The organism is Lunatimonas sp. (genome assembly GCF_020832325.1).
Lineage (GTDB): Bacteria > Bacteroidota > Bacteroidia > Cytophagales > Cyclobacteriaceae > Lunatimonas.
Genome location: NZ_JAFIEU010000043.1, coordinates 19,496 through 36,624, shown reverse-complemented (window position 1 = coordinate 36,624; position 17,129 = coordinate 19,496). Strand labels below are relative to the sequence as shown.

Genomic DNA, 17,129 nt, shown 5'->3' with positions numbered 1-17,129 from the left:
GTGCAAATTAATGATTAATCTCCACTTCTAAAATTTATAATTTTGTCTTGCTCTGAGCATTTTATCCCCCAAGTAATATCCCAAGGAAAATTCATGTGAATTATTCCGGTAATTGTTGGTTGCAGTTAGGTTAAAATCATATGTATATCCAAACCGGATACTATCAGATAATAATAAGTCAAAAAGTAAGGCCACAGCATTCCGATTGCCCCGGTCATCAATACTGGACCGATAGGAAGTTCCGATCCAAAAGCTGTTATTTAGAAGGAACATGGCATTGATATCGAAGCTGGTGGGACCAGAAAAATCCTCTCGGACAAGTAGGCTGGGTTTAAATGAGGTTTGGGGATTAAGGTCTAATATTCCGCCAATCTGAAAGAAATAATGGAAATTATGTGTTGCAAGCGCGAGGTCTTTGTTTTCCAGCGATCTTCTCCCCACCATATTGTACATGCTTATACCGGAAAAGAAATTTTCCGAATGAAAAAAAAGCCCGCTGTTTAAATTGGGAGTAAATAGATTGATCCGTTCCATGGGTATGGTCCCGTCCGTTAGGTCGTCCGGAAGGAGTCTGCTGCCATCGATACTATATTCCGAAGTACCACCACTAAGTCCCAATCCTAAATAGGATCGATCCCCTGTTTTGATTTTGTAGGCATAGGTGAGCAAAATACTTTGTACTGCAGAGGCACCTAAGCGATCTGAAAGGAGCGTGGCACCAAATCCCATGGTCCCATCCGAAGAAGCCATGTCCCCGGAGAAACTAAAGGTTTGCGGTGAACCCGGGAATGCCATAAATTGGCTCCGGTAACTAGCTTGGACAAATGGATCGACCTTGTAGCCAGCATAGGCCGGGTTAATGTGCAGGCTATTAAAAGTATATTGGCTGAATTGCGGTATTTGTTGGCCCTCAACCGGGGAAGGAATCAGACCAATGAAGGAAAGCAGAAGCCATCCCATGGTTGCCATGTACACGGGGAAGCTGTCTATTTGATTACCTGAACCCATCCTTTGTATAGTATTTTTTCACCACTAGGTAAATTTCCACTGACCTGATAGTAGTAAGTTCCACTGTTTAAACCCTCGGCATCCCAATCATTTTGGTAGTCGTTAGACTCATACACCGGGTCTCCCCACCTATTGAAAATAACCAATTCAGTCTTGTCGAACTTGTGATCAGCCCTGATAACAAAGGTGTCGTTTTTTCCGTCGTTGTCCGGTTTAATGACGTTTGGTATAAAGAGCCGGTTTATTTTTTTTGAAACCTGGGATTCGTTATTACTTGGATTAGGATCGTTTATGTCACTAGTCACCCACGCTTCATTGGTGAAGGTTCCGTGCGCTAGTGCAATGACCCGAAGCCTAATGATAAGGGAAGCATTTACTGGGAAATGTTGAACGGTCCAAGTCAACGTAGGCTCGGAACCTGATAATGCAGGAATTACCTCAGAGGTAGAGGACTCATATTCCCATCCAATAAATTTAACTCCAACGGGAAGCCTGTCGAATATGGTCACATTTGTTCCCTCATCGATACCACTGTTTTGGATAATAACTTGGTAAAAAAACTCATCTCCATCACTTACTTCTTCCAAGGTAACCGATTTGGTGATACTAAGGTCTGATTCGCGGGCTCTAACGATTATTTGAGGACTGGCTGCGGACCCTTGATAATCTGCTGCTGTAACGTTAATTTCATTTACAAATGTTCCATTTGTAACAGCGATGGCGTCAAAAGAAACCTCAAATTTTTCTTGTATTCCAAGGCGGTCTAGAATCCAAATATAATTACTTGTTGGGTTGATGGTTGCTGATAAAAACAAGAGCCCATCGGGAAGGAAATCTTCCAATTTAATATCGTCCAACTCAAACGGGCTGTTGTTGGTCACGGAAATTTGGAAAGTCAGTATCTCTCCCTCCACTGCCCGTTGCCTGTCCACACGTTTTTCCAGCCCAAGGTTTATAGCACCGATCCAGATTGATGCTATGGCTTTGCTGCAATTATCTGGTACGTTGGCTTGACAGATTTGGTACTCGACGGTGTAGGTTCCCGCAGGAGAACCAACGGGGAGTTTCAAATTACCATCTTCGTCAAAAGTAGCAGGCAAAGTTGTTTCCACTCCGTTTTCATCCAAGATCGATGTTACCTGATAGGATACCTCACCTGGAAGAATAGATCTGTCCATAAATCGATCGTTTTCAGACAGATTTAAGGTGTTTTCTTGAAATCCTTTTAGCGGGCCGAATTCGTCATCGTTGGCAATAATCGGAGCTACAAGGACCTCAATAAGTATTTCGTTGCTTATATGGTCGCCGCAAACCAAGTCAGAAGTAATTCTTCTAAAGTACGAGGTCTGTAGGAGCGGTTCGGGGACATAGGAAGCCGATACAGCATCCGGGATTTCTATCCAATTTTCCCCATCTTGTGAAACCTCCCACCGGTATACATACGGTGATTTTCCGCCTTGGGGAAGTTGTCCGGTAAGAGGGGCAATCTGCTCCAGTTGAAAAACTTCTTGGTTTCCGCCATCGATACCTACATTCGAAATAGGTGGATAGATTAATACGGTGACCGGCAGCCTCTCTGTTGAGGGACACCCATCTATTATTTGTTCAGCATAGTAAGTCTTCTGATGTTCTAGGAGTGTAGTGGAGTCCAAGGGTTGATTGCCAGCAGGAGTTGAATGCCATTGGATATTATCGCCACTTACGTCCAATATCTCCAAGGTCAACGCTTCCGCTTGACAAAATTCCTGAATTGTTTCGCCTACAGGGGTTTCTACTGGTGGCAATAATGTCAACTTAACAAGTGTTTCGTCATCCCCCGAGCAAAGACCGAAGATCTCGTACCTAAACTCGTACACTCCCGGTGAGAGTCCATCCGTATTCCAAAGGTTTCCGGCTAATTGTCCACTTCCTGTCAAATCATGCCAATTTCCATAGTTACCAAACGGACCATTCAGGTACTCGAATAAATTAATAGTTTCGCCCATACATACTGTTTCTTCCTTGCCGGTTCCAGCTTGACCATTCAGTTGATTAGGATCTATGGTGAATTCTAGGACTTCATTGATACAACTACCGGTATCTGGGTGGGATAATCGCACATTATAAACTCCCGCATGGGTATCTATTGAAAAAGGAGCAAACTGAAGATTGTTTTCGGTACCGATTATTACTTCCGGATTATCGGCGCGAAACCATTCGTAGCTTACCTGATCGAAAAAGGGAACTTGGAGCTCGCCTACTTCTCCTTCGCAAAGGTTTGAAGGAGTAATCACAGGCAAATTATCACCAAATAGCGTGAGGCTGTATGTAGAAGTGTTTCCACATCTATCTACCATCCGGAACCTGTATCGACCCGCCTCTAAGTTGTTAAAAAGTGGGCTTGTCCCATTCGGGATATTTACTTGATTGCCATTGATTGAAATAATGCTGTAGGTTATTGGTTCATAACCCCTTGTTGTAAGATAGACATCGTAGTTGTCGTCTCCACAAGAAAAGAAGTTTACGGATTCAAGCGTCGACCTGCTGCTAAAATTGAACGTTTTTAATTCCTCCACGCAATGTGTAAATGAGCTTTGCCCAGAAACAATTTCAGCCCCATTTTTATACACCCGAGCAGATTTGACTACACGTAAGTCCCCTGAGTAAGCCAAATTAAAATTGGTTTGGCCGTTGGATAGTAAAACGGAATTAATATTTGACAATTGCTGGCCTTCAATATATCGTGCCCCTGTTGTAGGGTGTCCCCACTCTCCTGTGACAGGGTCTCGTTTTTGAAGGCCAAACTGTAAATTTTGTTCACTTAGGATATTACTGGTATGATTGAGCAATAGGTTAAATGATCCGCAATTTTCCTCGACCTCCACCACATTATCCGAAACCATAGTTCCTATAACGTTAACGGTTGCCCTATAGGATTCGGGGCCACAACTCGTTGTAACGTCGAATCGATAGGTGCCTGAGGGTATCTCGCTAAGGAAAAATCTACGTGGGTCCGATTGGCTTATATGCTGTGAGAGATCTACAGGGTATGATTGCCCATATTCTTCTGGCCCTGAAATCAAGGTAACACTCTCCATTTGGTAATCAAAATTCAAGAGTTCAATACCCGCGAGCCCTGGAGTACAGCTTCTTAATACGGTACTAGTCGGCGCCGTCACTCGAACGATATGATTAACTGTGATAGATGAAGAATTTCCACACGCATCTAAGATTCGTATATCATAAAAGCCCTCAGGAATAGGATTAGCTGGGCTGCCAAAAAAGATGTTTTCTTCTTCGAAGGGGCCTGGGAATTTTTCGTTAAAAACTTCTGGATCGAAGCCTTCGGGATAGTCGTCAAAAAATATTTGAAACGGAGCCACCGCGTTTATTGGTTTGACGGACAGCCTCCTGTTGCCACATGGACCTGCTCCCCATCTTAGGTCCTCCGAGATTTTTATTTTGTTGTCTATTTCAAAGGTAGCCACCGGCGAGGCATAACCACAATTATCTACAGCTTGCAGTTCATAAGAATAGGCTTCATCGTGAAAAAATGGTAAATCTGTGAAGAATAAGCCATTCTCGAAACCATCAGCAGTTAATTCACGGGATATCGTTTCAAATAGTGTTCCATTTGGACGGTAAATGTTGTATACTAGATTTATAGGAAACTCAAACGATTGGGCGGATGTACGAAGAGAATGACCTACAGAAATTGTCCCGCAGCTTGGCAAAAGGGGTTTGAATTGTTGGCGTGACGTCTCAATTTCAATTTGGGGTCTAAACACTTGGAAAGTCTGGGATACAGCATCTCCACATTGGTCAGTTACTATGAGCGTATACGCCCCCTCACGAAGGCCAGAAAAAACAGGATTGGTCTGAGGTGGGAAATTTATCGGTCCGCGAAGCTCAAAACTTTCGGCAATGCCCGATAAAACGACAACGCTAATCACCCCGTCATCACCGTTACAGATATTTTCTGCGTTTATGTCAAATACCAAATTTTCAGATTCCTCTTGCTCTAAAACCAGCAACTCATCAATGGTGAAAGGATTTCCTTGGAACTCACCTGTTGCCCGAACCAGATACCTACCTACCGAAAGCCCTAAGAAATCCCCATTTTCCGAAGTTGCGATAGGATCTTGGAAATTTGGAGAGATGTACAACAGGTAAGTGGTGTTGGAAACCTCTGAGAGGTCATCGCCTACCAAATTTGCCGTGATCTGACCATTTCCGGGGCAGCTAGATGGTACTTTAAAAATCTCTAATCTGGGCAGGCTCTGCGATTGAAGATCTATACTATTATAAAATACCAATAGACCATACATTAAAAAAGTACTGAAGCAATTCAGAACTTTGGACCTACCCCATTCCCTAAACTGATATTCAAATGGTTTGTCCAACATCTTCAATCCGATCAGCATATTAATTTGACATTAGAGCAAATTGGTTGCCAAATTTATTCAAATGCACTTTTTTTCGTTAGCCACCGGTATCGACCAAAATCGTTAGTTCAAATCACCGTAAATTACTAACGTTTCGCTAATTCCCTAGGCCGCTTTTCTCTTCCAGACAAACTAACTACGTCGCAAATCAACAAAATGTTTGGTGAAAAAGTGCATTTGGTCTTATACCTAAATCTACGAATGATTCAACTTTATGCTTTAATGATGTACGCAATAAACACAAAAAAGGTACGCGTTGCAACAAAAACACGGTTAACTGACCGAGTTGTGTTTTTGAAGGGCATGTACGATCGCTTTGAGTAAGTTAAGTACGAAGCGGTCTTTGATTTTTTCTTCCAGAAATCCGGGTTCGTAGATGCCTTGTGAGCGTAGTAGTACCGTCAGTATTTTCCCCAAGGTTACGATGTCCAATAGGTAAAGTTTTGAGGGATCATGGTAAAATTGTTCTGCTTCGTGTTTCCAGGATTGCCAATCAAATAACGGCACCAATCTTAATTTAAGGACCGTGTCTAGCAGCCGGACGTGGATACCTTTGAGGCCAAGCACTTCATAAGGTGTGTCGCTAAAGTTGAGGATTCCGAGCGTTTTTTCTGCTTTGTAGAATTTGAATTCCAGCTCGTGGACAATGTCAACCAGTGGTTTTAGGTTACCCCCAGCCAACTGCCTGCAGTGGTCAGGAAAGCTGCTAATGGGGATAAATAGAGGTGTAGTTTCCTGTATCATGTTCATGATATTTAGTTTTATTTCGCAAATTTATATAACATATAATTTTGACTATAGTTACATATTTTTAAAATTTAATATGATATTTGTTGGTAAACAGATTTATTGGTGTACTTCAATTTCATACACAGCCAAATCTATATAACCACCCAATTTCAAGGATGGTTTCATAAGCGTTTGATTATGACTTCTTTTCGACGGCTAAGTAACGATTTTTTTTTTACCAAAAAAATACCCTGTTCGGGGTATTTTTGCATACTAAATACAAGTTTTTGGCTTTTTGGATATTTTCGGAGTAAGAGGCTTTCTGAACAAAGTTGACAATACGTGTCTAAGTCGTTGTTTTGTACAAAAATGTACCTGTGGCTCCCAGAGAATAGTTACATTTTTGTATTGAACAATAAAATTAAATAATAGTAAAAAAATTTCTTTTTGGGGTCTTTGTTTTTTTGATGACCGGTTTTTCGACTGAATCGGATTGGGAAAGCAGGCAATCGGCATTATATGGGCAGTAAATCTTTTTATGGAATTTATTTTATTTATTTTTGTGAAAGAAAAAATTGACTAGACGACTATGTTTGACAATCTGAGTTATAAATTAGACAGGGCATTTAAAACCTTAAAGGGTACCGGAACCATCACCGAGATCAATGTAGCGAGTACCGTAAAAGAAATCAGAAGAGCGCTGATTGACGCGGATGTCAACTACAAAGTAGCGAAAGATGTTACCGACCGCATTAAGGAAGAGGCTTTGGGACGTGATGTTCTCATAGCAGTATCTCCAGGGCAGTTGTTGGTGAAAATCACCCAAGAAGAGCTTACCGCACTAATGGGTGGGACCAAGGAGGATATAAACTTAAAGGGAGATCCTTCTGTGATATTGATCTCGGGGCTTCAGGGTTCTGGTAAGACCACTTTTTCGGGAAAACTTGCCTCTTATTTAAAAAAGCAGGGCAGGCAGGTTCTTTTGGTGGGATGTGATATTTATAGACCGGCAGCGATCGAGCAGCTAAAAACACTCGGCGGGCAGATAGGTGTGGAGGTATATGCCGAGCCAGATAACAAAGATGCCGTACTAATCGCTACCAATGCGATTGCTCATGCTAAGAAGACAGGAAAGAAAACGGTAATCATCGATACTGCAGGTCGTTTGGCTGTGGATGACATGATGATGGATGAAATCTCTGCATTAAAAGCAAAGGTCAATCCCTCGGAGACACTCTTTGTAGTGGACTCGATGACCGGGCAAGACGCAGTGAATACAGCAAAAACGTTTGATGAGCGACTGAACTTTGATGGTGTCGTGCTAACCAAGCTAGATGGTGATAGTAGGGGTGGTGCGGCGATTTCTATACGTCACGTGGTCAATAAGCCGATCAAGTTTATCTCCACCGGGGAGAAAATGGAAAATCTGGATGTTTTCTATCCCGATAGAATGGCGCAACGCATATTGGGCATGGGTGACGTGATTTCTTTGGTAGAAAAGGCCCAACAGTCTTTTGACGAAGATGAAGCGAAACGCATCAATGCCAAAATCCGGAAAAATCAGTTTAATTTCGACGACTTTTTGTCCCAGTTGGAGCAGATCAAAAAGATGGGTAACATCAAGGACCTGTTGGGAATGATTCCGGGGATGGGGAAAGCCATTCGTGGAATGGATATAGACGATGATTCCTTTAAACCCATCGAGGCAATCATCAAGAGCATGACGCCCACAGAGCGTCAAAACCCGGATATCATTGACGGCAGTAGAAGAAAGCGGTTGGCAACAGGTAGTGGCCGAACGATTCAGGAAGTAAACAATCTCATGAAGCAGTTTGGTGACATGAAAAAAATGATGAAACAGATGAATAATATGGGCGGGGCTAAAAAGGCGTTAGGCGCGATAGGAGGTAGAAGGAGGTAAGGCCCTGTTTTTGATATTACAATTAAAAAAAAGCACCGGATACTGTTAATCCGGTGCCTTTTGGTTCCGTCCCACCTGAAGGAACCCTCAGTTGGAAGCCGGCCTTAGCCGAGTTGAAACTATTCTCCGTCTGTGTAGCTCGCGTTGAAATCCACTTTAGCCGTATCGATTTCCAACAGTTTTGGTACATCGATTTCGAGAACGGCTTCTCTTTTTACCAATTCAGCCATCACGTCCATTTGCTGGCCGTAGGGTGCATCGTCTTTATGGATTTGATTGAAGAATGCAAGCAATTCTTCGTCACTATACTCCTCGTAACGGGCCTTGCGCTCGTCAATAATTTTCGATTTTTGTTCGGTAAACATGTCCTCCTTCCTATCGGAGATTTTCTCTTTGTAGGAAGCGATTAAAAATTCCAGCTCCTCACTGTCAGAGAATGGTGCCGCGGAAACCACAATTTGGCTCGCTTCCCCCTCAATGTTGACCACGGTGAGGGTATCCATATTTTGAAGGTAATACTCGTCACCTGTCTCGAGGTCTAGGATCCTTTCCTCTTCAAATACGAAGCGATCCTCGGTGGTGTTTTTTTGACAAGAAGTGAAGGTTAAGACTGATAAAGCAATGATACCTAAAGTTTTCATAATGTTATTTTTTTTCTTTTCGGATTTTACGTGGTATTCTTACAGAAAGTTCTGTTTTCGGTAAATGCTTTGTGAATGCACCTGCCTGATAAGAAAAACCGTCTTTTTTTAATTTCTACGACCGGAAAATGGCCCCGAAAACAAAATATCCGCAACTAACTGCCCGCAAACCCCGTGCAAAAAATGTAAACTAGGGATTAACTTATCCATTTTTCCATAAATTTTAAAAAATTATCTTTGTAGTGATCACTCACCGCGATGTTGAAAGTGCCAAGGTTTATAGTGTTTTTCGTAACGGACTCTATATGGTCTAAGGAGACGATAAAAGAGCGGTGAACGCGCATGAATTGCTCTCTAGGGAGGATTTCCTCCAGATTTTTTAATGAGGTCAACGACAGCAAGGGATGCGGTTTATCCTTTAAGTGCACCTTCACGTAATCTTTATAGCCCTCCACACATACGATATCTCTCAAATATACTTTAACCAGCTGATACTCTACTTTTAGGAAAATATAATCCTTTTTCGGAGGGAAGATTTGGGGTGGAAAATGGGCAGATTGGGTAATCTGGAAGGCTTTTGTGCTGGCTCGTAGAAATTCGTCGTAGCCAAACGGCTTAAGAAGATAATCCAGCGCATTTACTTTGTAGCCTTCCAGTGCAAACTGATCGTAGGCTGTAGTAAAGATGATTTTTGGGTTATGGAGATGCTTTCGGCCCTCCAAAACCCGCGCTAGCTCCATTCCAGTCAGATCGGGCATTTGGATATCCAGAAACACTAAATCCACCTCGTTATGGTGGAGAAAATTAAGGGCTTCGATTGCGTTGTCAAACTTACCGACTAGCTCTAAAAACTGCGTTTGGACAATGAATCCACTTACCAAAGCCAAGGCAAGCGGCTCATCGTCCACTGCAATGCACCTAATTTTGGTCTCGGTCATGCCGAAAAGATACGAATTTTTGTCGTCTTCCAAACGGATTACATTAAATCAATAGAAAGAGTTACCCGATAGAGTTTTTCGGGGTTGGTATCGTCAATGGTGAGTATATGCTTGTTTTTGTAAAGCAAAGAGAGCCTTCTCAAGGTGTTCGTCAGGCCTATCCCCTTGCGGGATGTCTCTGGGCTAGCCTGGTTTTTTTCACTGATTTTGTTTTCAGTTTGGAGGGTCAGCCGTTTTCCTTCCATTCCAAGATGAATTTTGATGTAGCTTTCTTGGCTGCCACTCACACCGTGTTTGAAGCAATTCTCTATAAAGGGTAGGATCATCATGGGGGCAATCGGTATTTCCTCGAATTTCTCCTGAATGCGAATATCAAATTTCACCTTGTCAGATACGCGCATTTGCATCAGGGAAATGTAGTCCTTGATAAAGCTAATTTCACTGCTGAGCAGGGTCTTGTCTTTTTCCGTTTCGTATAGCACATAGCGCATCATCCTCGAAAGCTTTAATAGTGCTGTTTTGGCCTGTTCAACATCAAAGTTAATAAGTGCGTAGATGTTGTTTAGCGTATTAAAGAAGAAGTGCGGATTGATTTGTGCCTTCAGATAGGATAGCTCGGATAGTTTTTTCTGCTCCTCCAATTGCCGCCTCACCAGATCCTCCAGCTGCCACTTCTGAACGGCGGCGATGCTGGTACTGATACCTATACTCAGTGCATACTGAAGATAAAAAACGATGTCCCAAGTATAGCTTTTGGGCTTGGGAACGTACGCCTGTTCCGGACGGAATGCCTCGTGCATCAACCGTGAAAACTCTACCCAAGTGTCGTATTTTTGTAAAATCAGGACAAACGCTAACCCGGTAAACAAGACGATGAAGAGGTATTGCCAATAGTTTCCTTTAAACAGGAATTTTGGTGCTACGTACAAAATATTTCCGTAAAAGGACCAAATTAATATGGTTAGGATAAGAAACTGTTTTATCCAAAATTCTGTAGGCAGATCTATCTTCCAAGACAAAGGATTGATGACAAAGAGCGCCAATGCGACCAATAGCCAGGCAAGTACATGCACCAGGACTGCTAGGTTTTTTCTAAATAGAGTGGGTTTCATTTGTTGTTTGTTACTCTTTCAATTTCACCTGCCCCCTGAAATAAATAGTGGAGCTTGGGAGTTTTTTGGCGGCTCGTAAATCGCACCAAGTCATCAGAGTTCTTTGGTGTAGCTGACAAACATAGTCAATAGAGTGGTAAACCTTCTGCTACAATATACAGTTCTAAGAAATGAATCGGTAGAAATACCAATTTAATCGACTAACGTAGTCTTGCCATCCTCCGGTTGAGATACCTGGGGTTTTTGGGGATTTCGTCTATAAAAGGTGCTGTTTCGTCTAGTAGATTTTTTATGGCCAAGTACAATCGCTTCCTTTGAGTATAATTTTGAAAACAAAACCGATAAAATGCTTAGTGCAGTTAAAGTAATGAAAAAATTCCCTGTTATTGCCTTCTTGTGCGTGATGGCCTTTTTGGGTGCCCATTTTACATCGTTTGCGCAAAACAGCGGTGGTAGCTATCAAATTACCGGCAAGGTGACCGATAAATCCCAGAATCCGGTATCCTACGCGTCTGTGATCCTAGTAGAAAACGAAACCGAAAAAAACGTTGCAGGTGCGGTTGCGGATGACAATGGTGAATTCTTTATTACGGGATTCAAGGATGGAAACTATCGACTGAGAGTTTCTTTTATGGGCTACAATAGTTCCGAGCCCATCGAGCTAAAAGTGACTGCTTCCGACAATTTCTTCAATTTGGGAAAGATTGAATTGGCAGAAGAGTCTGTGGCGCTTCAGGAGGTAGTCGTACAGGGTCAGCGTCAGCTCATCGAGGAAAAGGTAGACAGAACCATATACAATGCGGAAAATGACCTGACCACTGCCGGTGGGGATGCGTCCGACGTGTTGCGAAGAGTGCCGATGCTTTCGGTAGACTTAGATGGAAATGTGTCTATGCGGGGTAGCAGCAATATTTTGGTATTGATCGATGGAAGGCAATCGGCCATTGTGGCCAATAATATCGCAGAGGCTCTCAAGCAGATTCCTGCTGAAGAGATTAAGTCGGTTGAGGTGATTACTTCGCCATCAGCTAAATACGATGCAGAAGGTACAGGCGGTGTAATCAATATCGTTACCAAGAAAAACAAGCTTCAGGGTGTTTCTTTAAACATCAATAGCAGTGCTGGTCTAAGAGGTTCTAACTTGGGGGCAAATGCTAGCTTGAAAAAAGGTAAAATGGGATGGAATCTTGGAGGGTTTGGCCGTTCAGGCTATAACATCCTAGGTGGTTTCGAAAACGAGCAAACTCTTATCGACCCAACCGGAGCGAATACCCGGATACTGCAGTCTGCGGATACTAGAAACAACATGTTGTTCGGTAGGTATAATTTGGGCTGGGACTACGATATAGACAAATATAATTTCCTTACGGCATCCCTGAGTGTTGGGGTGAGAAATATGAGAAACCGTCAAAACGGGTTGCTTACAGATACCTTTCGTGAGGAGGAATTGCTTAGCTCTTTGCTTAGAGATGTAAATACCGATAACTTGTCAAACTCTGTTGATTTCAACTTCAATTACACCAAGACATTTGAAAAGCCACAGAAGGAATTTGCGATTTCTACCTTATATAGCCGGAACAATTTGACAAATGACTTTACCAACAGCTTGTACAATTCCAGCTTTGACGAAATTATCTATCGCGTCAGAAACGACAATGCGGGTATCAACGAAGAGTTTACGATACAATTGGATTATGTAACGCCGTTGGGGTCCGGTGGTAGCCAAATCTTGGAATACGGTGCTAAGAATATCTTGAGAAAGGCCGTAAGTGACTTTGCTTATTTCGAAGCGGACGGTCCCGGGGCGCCATTTGTTCAAAATGAGAACGTGACTTTCTCCAATCAGTTTAACTACGACCAAAATGTGACAGCAGGGTATCTTTCATTTACGCAAGCTTTTTTGGAGCACTACACGTTGAAAGCAGGCCTTCGGTATGAATACACAACCATACAGGCGGATTTTAGAAATTCCGATCTTCCCGCTGAGATTCCGGATTACGGCGTGTTTGTACCCAGCGTAAATTTGGGCAGGAAACTCTCAAACGGCAATATGCTGAAAGCTGCCTACAATAGACGAATTCAGCGGCCCTCATTGAACTTCTTGAACCCGAATATACAAGCAGCCAATCCGCTACAGATTACGCAAGGTAACCCCTTGTTGGACCCCGAATTGACAGACAATTATGAAATGTCATACAGCACGTACATCAAGGGATCTTCGCTGAATTTCACCACCTACTATCGAAATACGACGGGTTCTATCCAGCCCTTGCGTACGGTACAGGATGACGACGTGATTTTCACTACATTTGAGAACATCGGTAGAGAGCAGGCGTATGGATTGAGTGTTTTTTCAAACGTCAATGTGTCGGGTAAATTTTCCATTAATGGTAGTGTGGATACCTATTATGCCATGCTGGACAATGGCTTAGAAGACCCATTGTTTGCAGCTCAAAATGAAGGGTTTGTCGTAAGTGGTCGACTTTTTGGAAATTATACCTTACCAAAAAACTGGCAGATTCAGGCATTTTCCTTTTATCGAGGACGTGCGGTACAGTTACAAGGAACAGCCGGTGGATTTGGGATTTATAGCTTGAGCTTGAATAAGCAGTTTAACGAAAAGCGTGGAACAATCGGGTTTGGTGCGGAAAACTTCTTCACTACCGAGTTTAGAATACGAAACGAGTTGTATACACCTACCATCATGCAGCAAAGTGTTACTTCTCTGCGAAACATGAACTTCAAGGTGAATTTCTCCTACCGCATTGGTAAGCTAAGTGTAGACGGAGGTCAACGTAGAAAAAAGAGAGGTGTAACGAACGAAGACCTCAAGCAAGAAGGCGGCGGCACCATGATAGAGAACTAAAAGAGTTTGGGATTGAGTTTATTAATAAAGAAAAAAGGCTTCCGTGTGGAGGCCTTTTTTCTTTATTCCCAAGAGCGAAGCGCGTGTAGGCTTCCTCAATCCTTGTAAAGTACTTTTTTGACAGCTTGAATGGTCCTTTTTGCGTTCGGTAAGGTGGCTTCGATGTAGGAAGGGGAGTAGCTCAATGGTATATCCATGGAGTTCACCCGAAGCACCGGAGCATCTAGGTAATCGAACGCCAACCGCTGTATGTTAAAGGCCAGATCCGTGGCAATAGAGGACAAAGGATTCGCTTCCTCGACAATCACGCAGCGATTGGTCTTTTTGACCGACTGAATGACCGTGTCATAATCAATGGGTCGTACTGTTCTTAGGTCAACGATTTCCACCTCAATTCCGTCTTTCGCTAACTCGTCTGCTGCTTCATAGGCGGCTTTGATGATTTTGCCAAATGATACGATGGTCACGTCTTTGCCTTTTCGTTTGATATCGGCTACGCCCAAAGGAAGGAGGTACTCTCCTTCAGGTACTTCCCCTCTGTCACCGTACATCAGTTCCGATTCCATGAAAATAACGGGGTTATTGTCGCGGATAGAAGCTTTCAGTAATCCTTTTGCGTCGTATGGGTTGGAAGGCACCACCACTTTGAGTCCAGGTGTATTCGCGAACCAGTTCTCAAAGTTGGAGGAGTGCGTAGCACCTAGTTGGCCGGCATTTCCCGTGGGGCCACGAAATACAATAGGTACTGAATACTGTCCTCCGGACATGGAATACATTTTTGCCGCAGAGTTGATGATTTGGTCTATGGCAACCAATGAAAAGTTAAACGTCATGAACTCAATGATTGGCCTCAGACCGTTCATAGCTGCACCCACTCCCAGTCCAGCAAAACCGAGCTCGGAAATGGGCGTATCGTAAACCCGCTCAGGACCGAATTCGTCCAGCATTCCCTGACTAGCCTTGTAGGCACCATTGTATTCGGCCACCTCTTCGCCCATCAGAAAGACGTTTTTATCACGTCTCATTTCTTCCGACATTGCGTCCCGAATAGCGTCTCTAAACTGTATTTCTTTCATGTATATACAAAATTATCTATGGTCGTAAAAATAGAAAGGAATCTCCCAATAACCAAGTTCAAGCAGGTAATTAACTTGCCTGCCTGCATTCACCGGAGCGATTGTGTGCTTGCAAATGTCTCTAAATTGGGTATTATTGCAGCTATTCTCGCTAAGAACCATCATTATGGCCATTTCCATCGCATTGATCTCCGATACCCACAGCTACATAGATGAAGGAATTATCGCCCATTTGAATGAAGCCGATGAGGTGTGGCACGCCGGGGACATCGGTGCTATAGATGTAGTAAACCGCTTTCCCAAAGGGAAGGTGGTTCGGGTAGTGACCGGCAACATCGACGATTCGGAGATGCGTCAGCGCTTTCCCGAAGAGCTATCGTTCGATGTAGAGGGTCTACGTGTGTTGATGGTACATATAGGCGGTAACCCAGGGCGATATGCCAGAGGTATCAAAAGCCGTATTCAGGAGTCTGGAGCGACACTGTTTGTGTGCGGACATTCGCACCTATGCCGGGTGGAACATGATCGCCAATTGAACTGCCTATACATGAATCCTGGTGCCGCAGGGATTCAAGGATTCCACAAGATGAGAACCCTATTGAAATTTAAGGTAGCAGGCGGAAAAATATCCGATTTGGTGGTTGTAGAACTTGGAAAAAGAGGGATGCCCGGCCAAAATTAACGAAACCGGGCATTCAATAAAAGGCAGTTTCCCCAGATTTACTCTTAAGAAAAACTTTTTTTGATTTCCTCCACATCTACGTTTCTGATTACAGGCTTGGCATTCAACTGCTTGATTTTAAGCACTCTTGTGTTTTGTCCCTGTCGTTTTCTTCTAAGCTTTCTTTTTAATGTAGTAACGGCCATTGCTATTCAGGATTACAAGTGATTTCAAATGAGGGGCAAATATAACGCTTTAATCGGATATGTCCATGGGATTTTCTGGAAAAATAGAAGCTGTGTAAAAGGAGCTGCCTAAATACTGTTTATTTAAACCGGCATTTGATAACTTTGGCCAAAATTTACGATCGATGAGTATTTCGAAACCCAGTATTCCAAAAGGAACGCGTGACTTTGGCCCGACTGAAATGGCCCGAAGAAACTATATCTTAGAAACTATCAAAGACACGTTCCGATTGTTCGGTTTTCAACAACTGGAGACTCCGGCGATGGAGAACCTCACTACCCTGACCGGCAAGTATGGAGATGAAGGTGACCAACTGCTATTCAAAATTCTAAACAGCGGAGATTTTTTGAAGCAGGTCACGGTGGAGGATTTTGCGCAGGGTGCTTCAGCTATGCTGCCCAAAGTTTCCGAAAAAGGGTTGAGATACGATTTGACTGTTCCCTTTGCCCGCTTCGTCGTAATGAACCGAAACGAGCTCGTATTCCCTTTTAAACGGTTTCAGATTCAGCCAGTATGGCGGGCTGACCGGCCTCAAAGGGGACGTTACAGGGAGTTTTACCAATGTGATGCCGATGTGGTGGGGACAGATAGCTTGGTGTGTGAGGCAGAGATCCTCCTAATGATAAAGCGGGTATTTACGGCGTTTGGCCTTACTGACTACACGATCAAAGTAAACAACCGGAAGATTTTGACCGGCTTGGCAGAGGTGATCGGTGTGCCGGGCAAGGAGCAGGAACTCTGTGTGGCGATCGATAAACTCGACAAGATCGGATGGGAAAAGGTAAAAGAGGAGCTGCTAAATCGTGGCTTTTCGGGAGAAGCAGCAGAGAAGTTGGCCCCAATGGTGGCAAGGCAGCCCGATGGAAATGCGGCAACTGTTGTCTTTTTCAGTGAGTTGATGGCCGGTAGCGAGATAGGTACCAAGGGCGTTTCGGAGTTGGTGGAAGTATTTGAGCTTCTGAATACACTGGGAGGGGATGATTCTTTCATTCAGTTTGATCCGATGCTTGCCAGGGGGTTGTCCTATTACACAGGGGCAATTTTTGAGGTGAAAGTTAACAATGTACAGATTGGGTCTGTAAGTGGAGGTGGACGATACGACAACCTTACAGGGGTATTTGGACTTCCCGATGTTTCGGGAGTAGGCTTTTCTTTTGGGGTGGACAGGATTTACGATGTGTTGAACGAACTTGATTTGTTTCAGGACTTGAGCCAATCTCCTGTGAGATTAATGATCGCACATTTTGGTGAAGAGGAAATGAGGTATGGGCTGCGGATATTATCCAAGCTACGAAACGCCGGGATTTCTTCTGAGATCTACCCCGAGCAAGCAAAGATAAAAAAGCAGTTTGCTTATGCGGATAGGAAACATATTCCTTATGCGATCATTGTAGGTTCGGAGGAAATGAAGTCTGGAAAAATTACCTTCAAAAACCTAAAAACTGGAAACCAAGAGACGTTGGATTTTGATCAGGTACTCGCTCGGCTGGCATAAAAAATGCGGCCA

Annotated in this window: 11 protein-coding genes; 4 read left to right on the top strand and 7 right to left on the bottom strand. The window is 43.4% G+C overall.

What is annotated here, in order from left to right; all coding sequences use genetic code 11:
- Positions 1 to 27 precede the first annotated feature (27 nt).
- The 3 genes from JJU34_RS15640 to JJU34_RS15630 all read right to left on the bottom strand — a co-directional run bounded on the left by JJU34_RS15640 (position 28) and on the right by JJU34_RS15630 (position 6,182).
- Entirely contained in the window at positions 28 to 1,008 is a 981-nt protein-coding gene (locus JJU34_RS15640; RefSeq protein WP_228693341.1) for a type IX secretion system membrane protein PorP/SprF, read from the bottom strand.
- Entirely contained in the window at positions 987 to 5,411 is a 4,425-nt protein-coding gene (locus tag JJU34_RS15635) for a gliding motility-associated C-terminal domain-containing protein (protein WP_228693340.1), read from the bottom strand. Before JJU34_RS15635 ends, JJU34_RS15640 begins: the two co-directional genes overlap by 22 nt.
- A 294-nt stretch (positions 5,412 to 5,705) precedes the next feature.
- Positions 5,706 to 6,182, bottom strand: a complete 477-nt coding sequence (locus tag JJU34_RS15630) for a DUF6508 domain-containing protein (protein WP_228693339.1) — start codon at positions 6,180 to 6,182, stop codon at positions 5,706 to 5,708.
- Positions 6,183 to 6,750: 568 nt separating this feature from the next.
- Here JJU34_RS15630 and ffh point away from each other — a divergent pair.
- Positions 6,751 to 8,082, top strand: coding sequence for a signal recognition particle protein (gene ffh, locus JJU34_RS15625; RefSeq protein WP_228693338.1), 1,332 nt, complete (start codon positions 6,751 to 6,753; stop codon positions 8,080 to 8,082).
- Between the two features lie 119 nt (positions 8,083 to 8,201).
- On the opposite strand, the gene JJU34_RS15620 is transcribed toward ffh, so the two are convergent.
- From JJU34_RS15620 to JJU34_RS15610, 3 genes are all read right to left on the bottom strand, one after another.
- A complete protein-coding gene (locus tag JJU34_RS15620) occupies positions 8,202 to 8,723 on the bottom strand; it encodes a hypothetical protein (RefSeq protein ID WP_228693337.1) in 522 nt (173 codons plus the stop codon).
- 197 nt (positions 8,724 to 8,920) lie between these two features.
- Positions 8,921 to 9,661: a LytTR family DNA-binding domain-containing protein gene (locus JJU34_RS15615; protein WP_228693336.1), complete on the bottom strand. Its 741-nt coding sequence runs from the start codon at positions 9,659 to 9,661 to the stop codon at positions 8,921 to 8,923.
- A gap of 38 nt (positions 9,662 to 9,699) precedes the next feature.
- Entirely contained in the window at positions 9,700 to 10,773 is a 1,074-nt protein-coding gene (locus JJU34_RS15610) for a histidine kinase (protein ID WP_228693335.1), read from the bottom strand.
- A gap of 403 nt (positions 10,774 to 11,176) precedes the next feature.
- Here JJU34_RS15610 and JJU34_RS15605 point away from each other — a divergent pair, with 403 nt between their 5' ends.
- Positions 11,177 to 13,639, top strand: coding sequence for a TonB-dependent receptor (locus tag JJU34_RS15605; RefSeq protein ID WP_228693430.1), 2,463 nt, complete (start codon positions 11,177 to 11,179; stop codon positions 13,637 to 13,639).
- A gap of 95 nt (positions 13,640 to 13,734) precedes the next feature.
- Here JJU34_RS15605 and JJU34_RS15600 read toward each other — a convergent pair whose 3' ends face one another.
- Entirely contained in the window at positions 13,735 to 14,715 is a 981-nt protein-coding gene (locus tag JJU34_RS15600) for a pyruvate dehydrogenase complex E1 component subunit beta (RefSeq protein ID WP_228693334.1), read from the bottom strand.
- Between the two features lie 166 nt (positions 14,716 to 14,881).
- On the opposite strand from JJU34_RS15600, the gene JJU34_RS15595 reads away from it, so the two are divergent.
- Both JJU34_RS15595 and hisS read left to right on the top strand, forming a co-directional pair.
- Positions 14,882 to 15,397 carry a metallophosphoesterase family protein gene (locus tag JJU34_RS15595; protein ID WP_228693333.1) on the top strand — a complete coding sequence of 172 codons (516 nt, stop codon included), beginning with the start codon at positions 14,882 to 14,884 and terminating at the stop codon, positions 15,395 to 15,397.
- Between the two features lie 349 nt (positions 15,398 to 15,746).
- Positions 15,747 to 17,117: a histidine--tRNA ligase gene (gene hisS / locus JJU34_RS15590; RefSeq protein WP_228693332.1), complete on the top strand. Its 1,371-nt coding sequence runs from the start codon at positions 15,747 to 15,749 to the stop codon at positions 17,115 to 17,117.
- The last annotated feature ends 12 nt before the right edge of the window (positions 17,118 to 17,129 follow it).

Coding starts and splice junctions, on each gene's coding strand:
- JJU34_RS15610 (WP_228693335.1), bottom strand. CDS start 10,773: ATGAAACCCACTCTATTTAGAAAAAACCTAGCAGTCCTGGTGCATGTA.
- JJU34_RS15640 (WP_228693341.1), bottom strand. CDS start 1,008: ATGGGTTCAGGTAATCAAATAGACAGCTTCCCCGTGTACATGGCAACC.
- JJU34_RS15600 (WP_228693334.1), bottom strand. CDS start 14,715: ATGAAAGAAATACAGTTTAGAGACGCTATTCGGGACGCAATGTCGGAA.
- JJU34_RS15615 (WP_228693336.1), bottom strand. CDS start 9,661: ATGACCGAGACCAAAATTAGGTGCATTGCAGTGGACGATGAGCCGCTT.
- JJU34_RS15605 (WP_228693430.1), top strand. CDS start 11,177: ATGGCCTTTTTGGGTGCCCATTTTACATCGTTTGCGCAAAACAGCGGT.
- JJU34_RS15630 (WP_228693339.1), bottom strand. CDS start 6,182: ATGAACATGATACAGGAAACTACACCTCTATTTATCCCCATTAGCAGC.
- JJU34_RS15620 (WP_228693337.1), bottom strand. CDS start 8,723: ATGAAAACTTTAGGTATCATTGCTTTATCAGTCTTAACCTTCACTTCT.
- JJU34_RS15635 (WP_228693340.1), bottom strand. CDS start 5,411: ATGCTGATCGGATTGAAGATGTTGGACAAACCATTTGAATATCAGTTT.
- ffh (WP_228693338.1), top strand. CDS start 6,751: ATGTTTGACAATCTGAGTTATAAATTAGACAGGGCATTTAAAACCTTA.
- JJU34_RS15595 (WP_228693333.1), top strand. CDS start 14,882: ATGGCCATTTCCATCGCATTGATCTCCGATACCCACAGCTACATAGAT.
- hisS (WP_228693332.1), top strand. CDS start 15,747: ATGAGTATTTCGAAACCCAGTATTCCAAAAGGAACGCGTGACTTTGGC.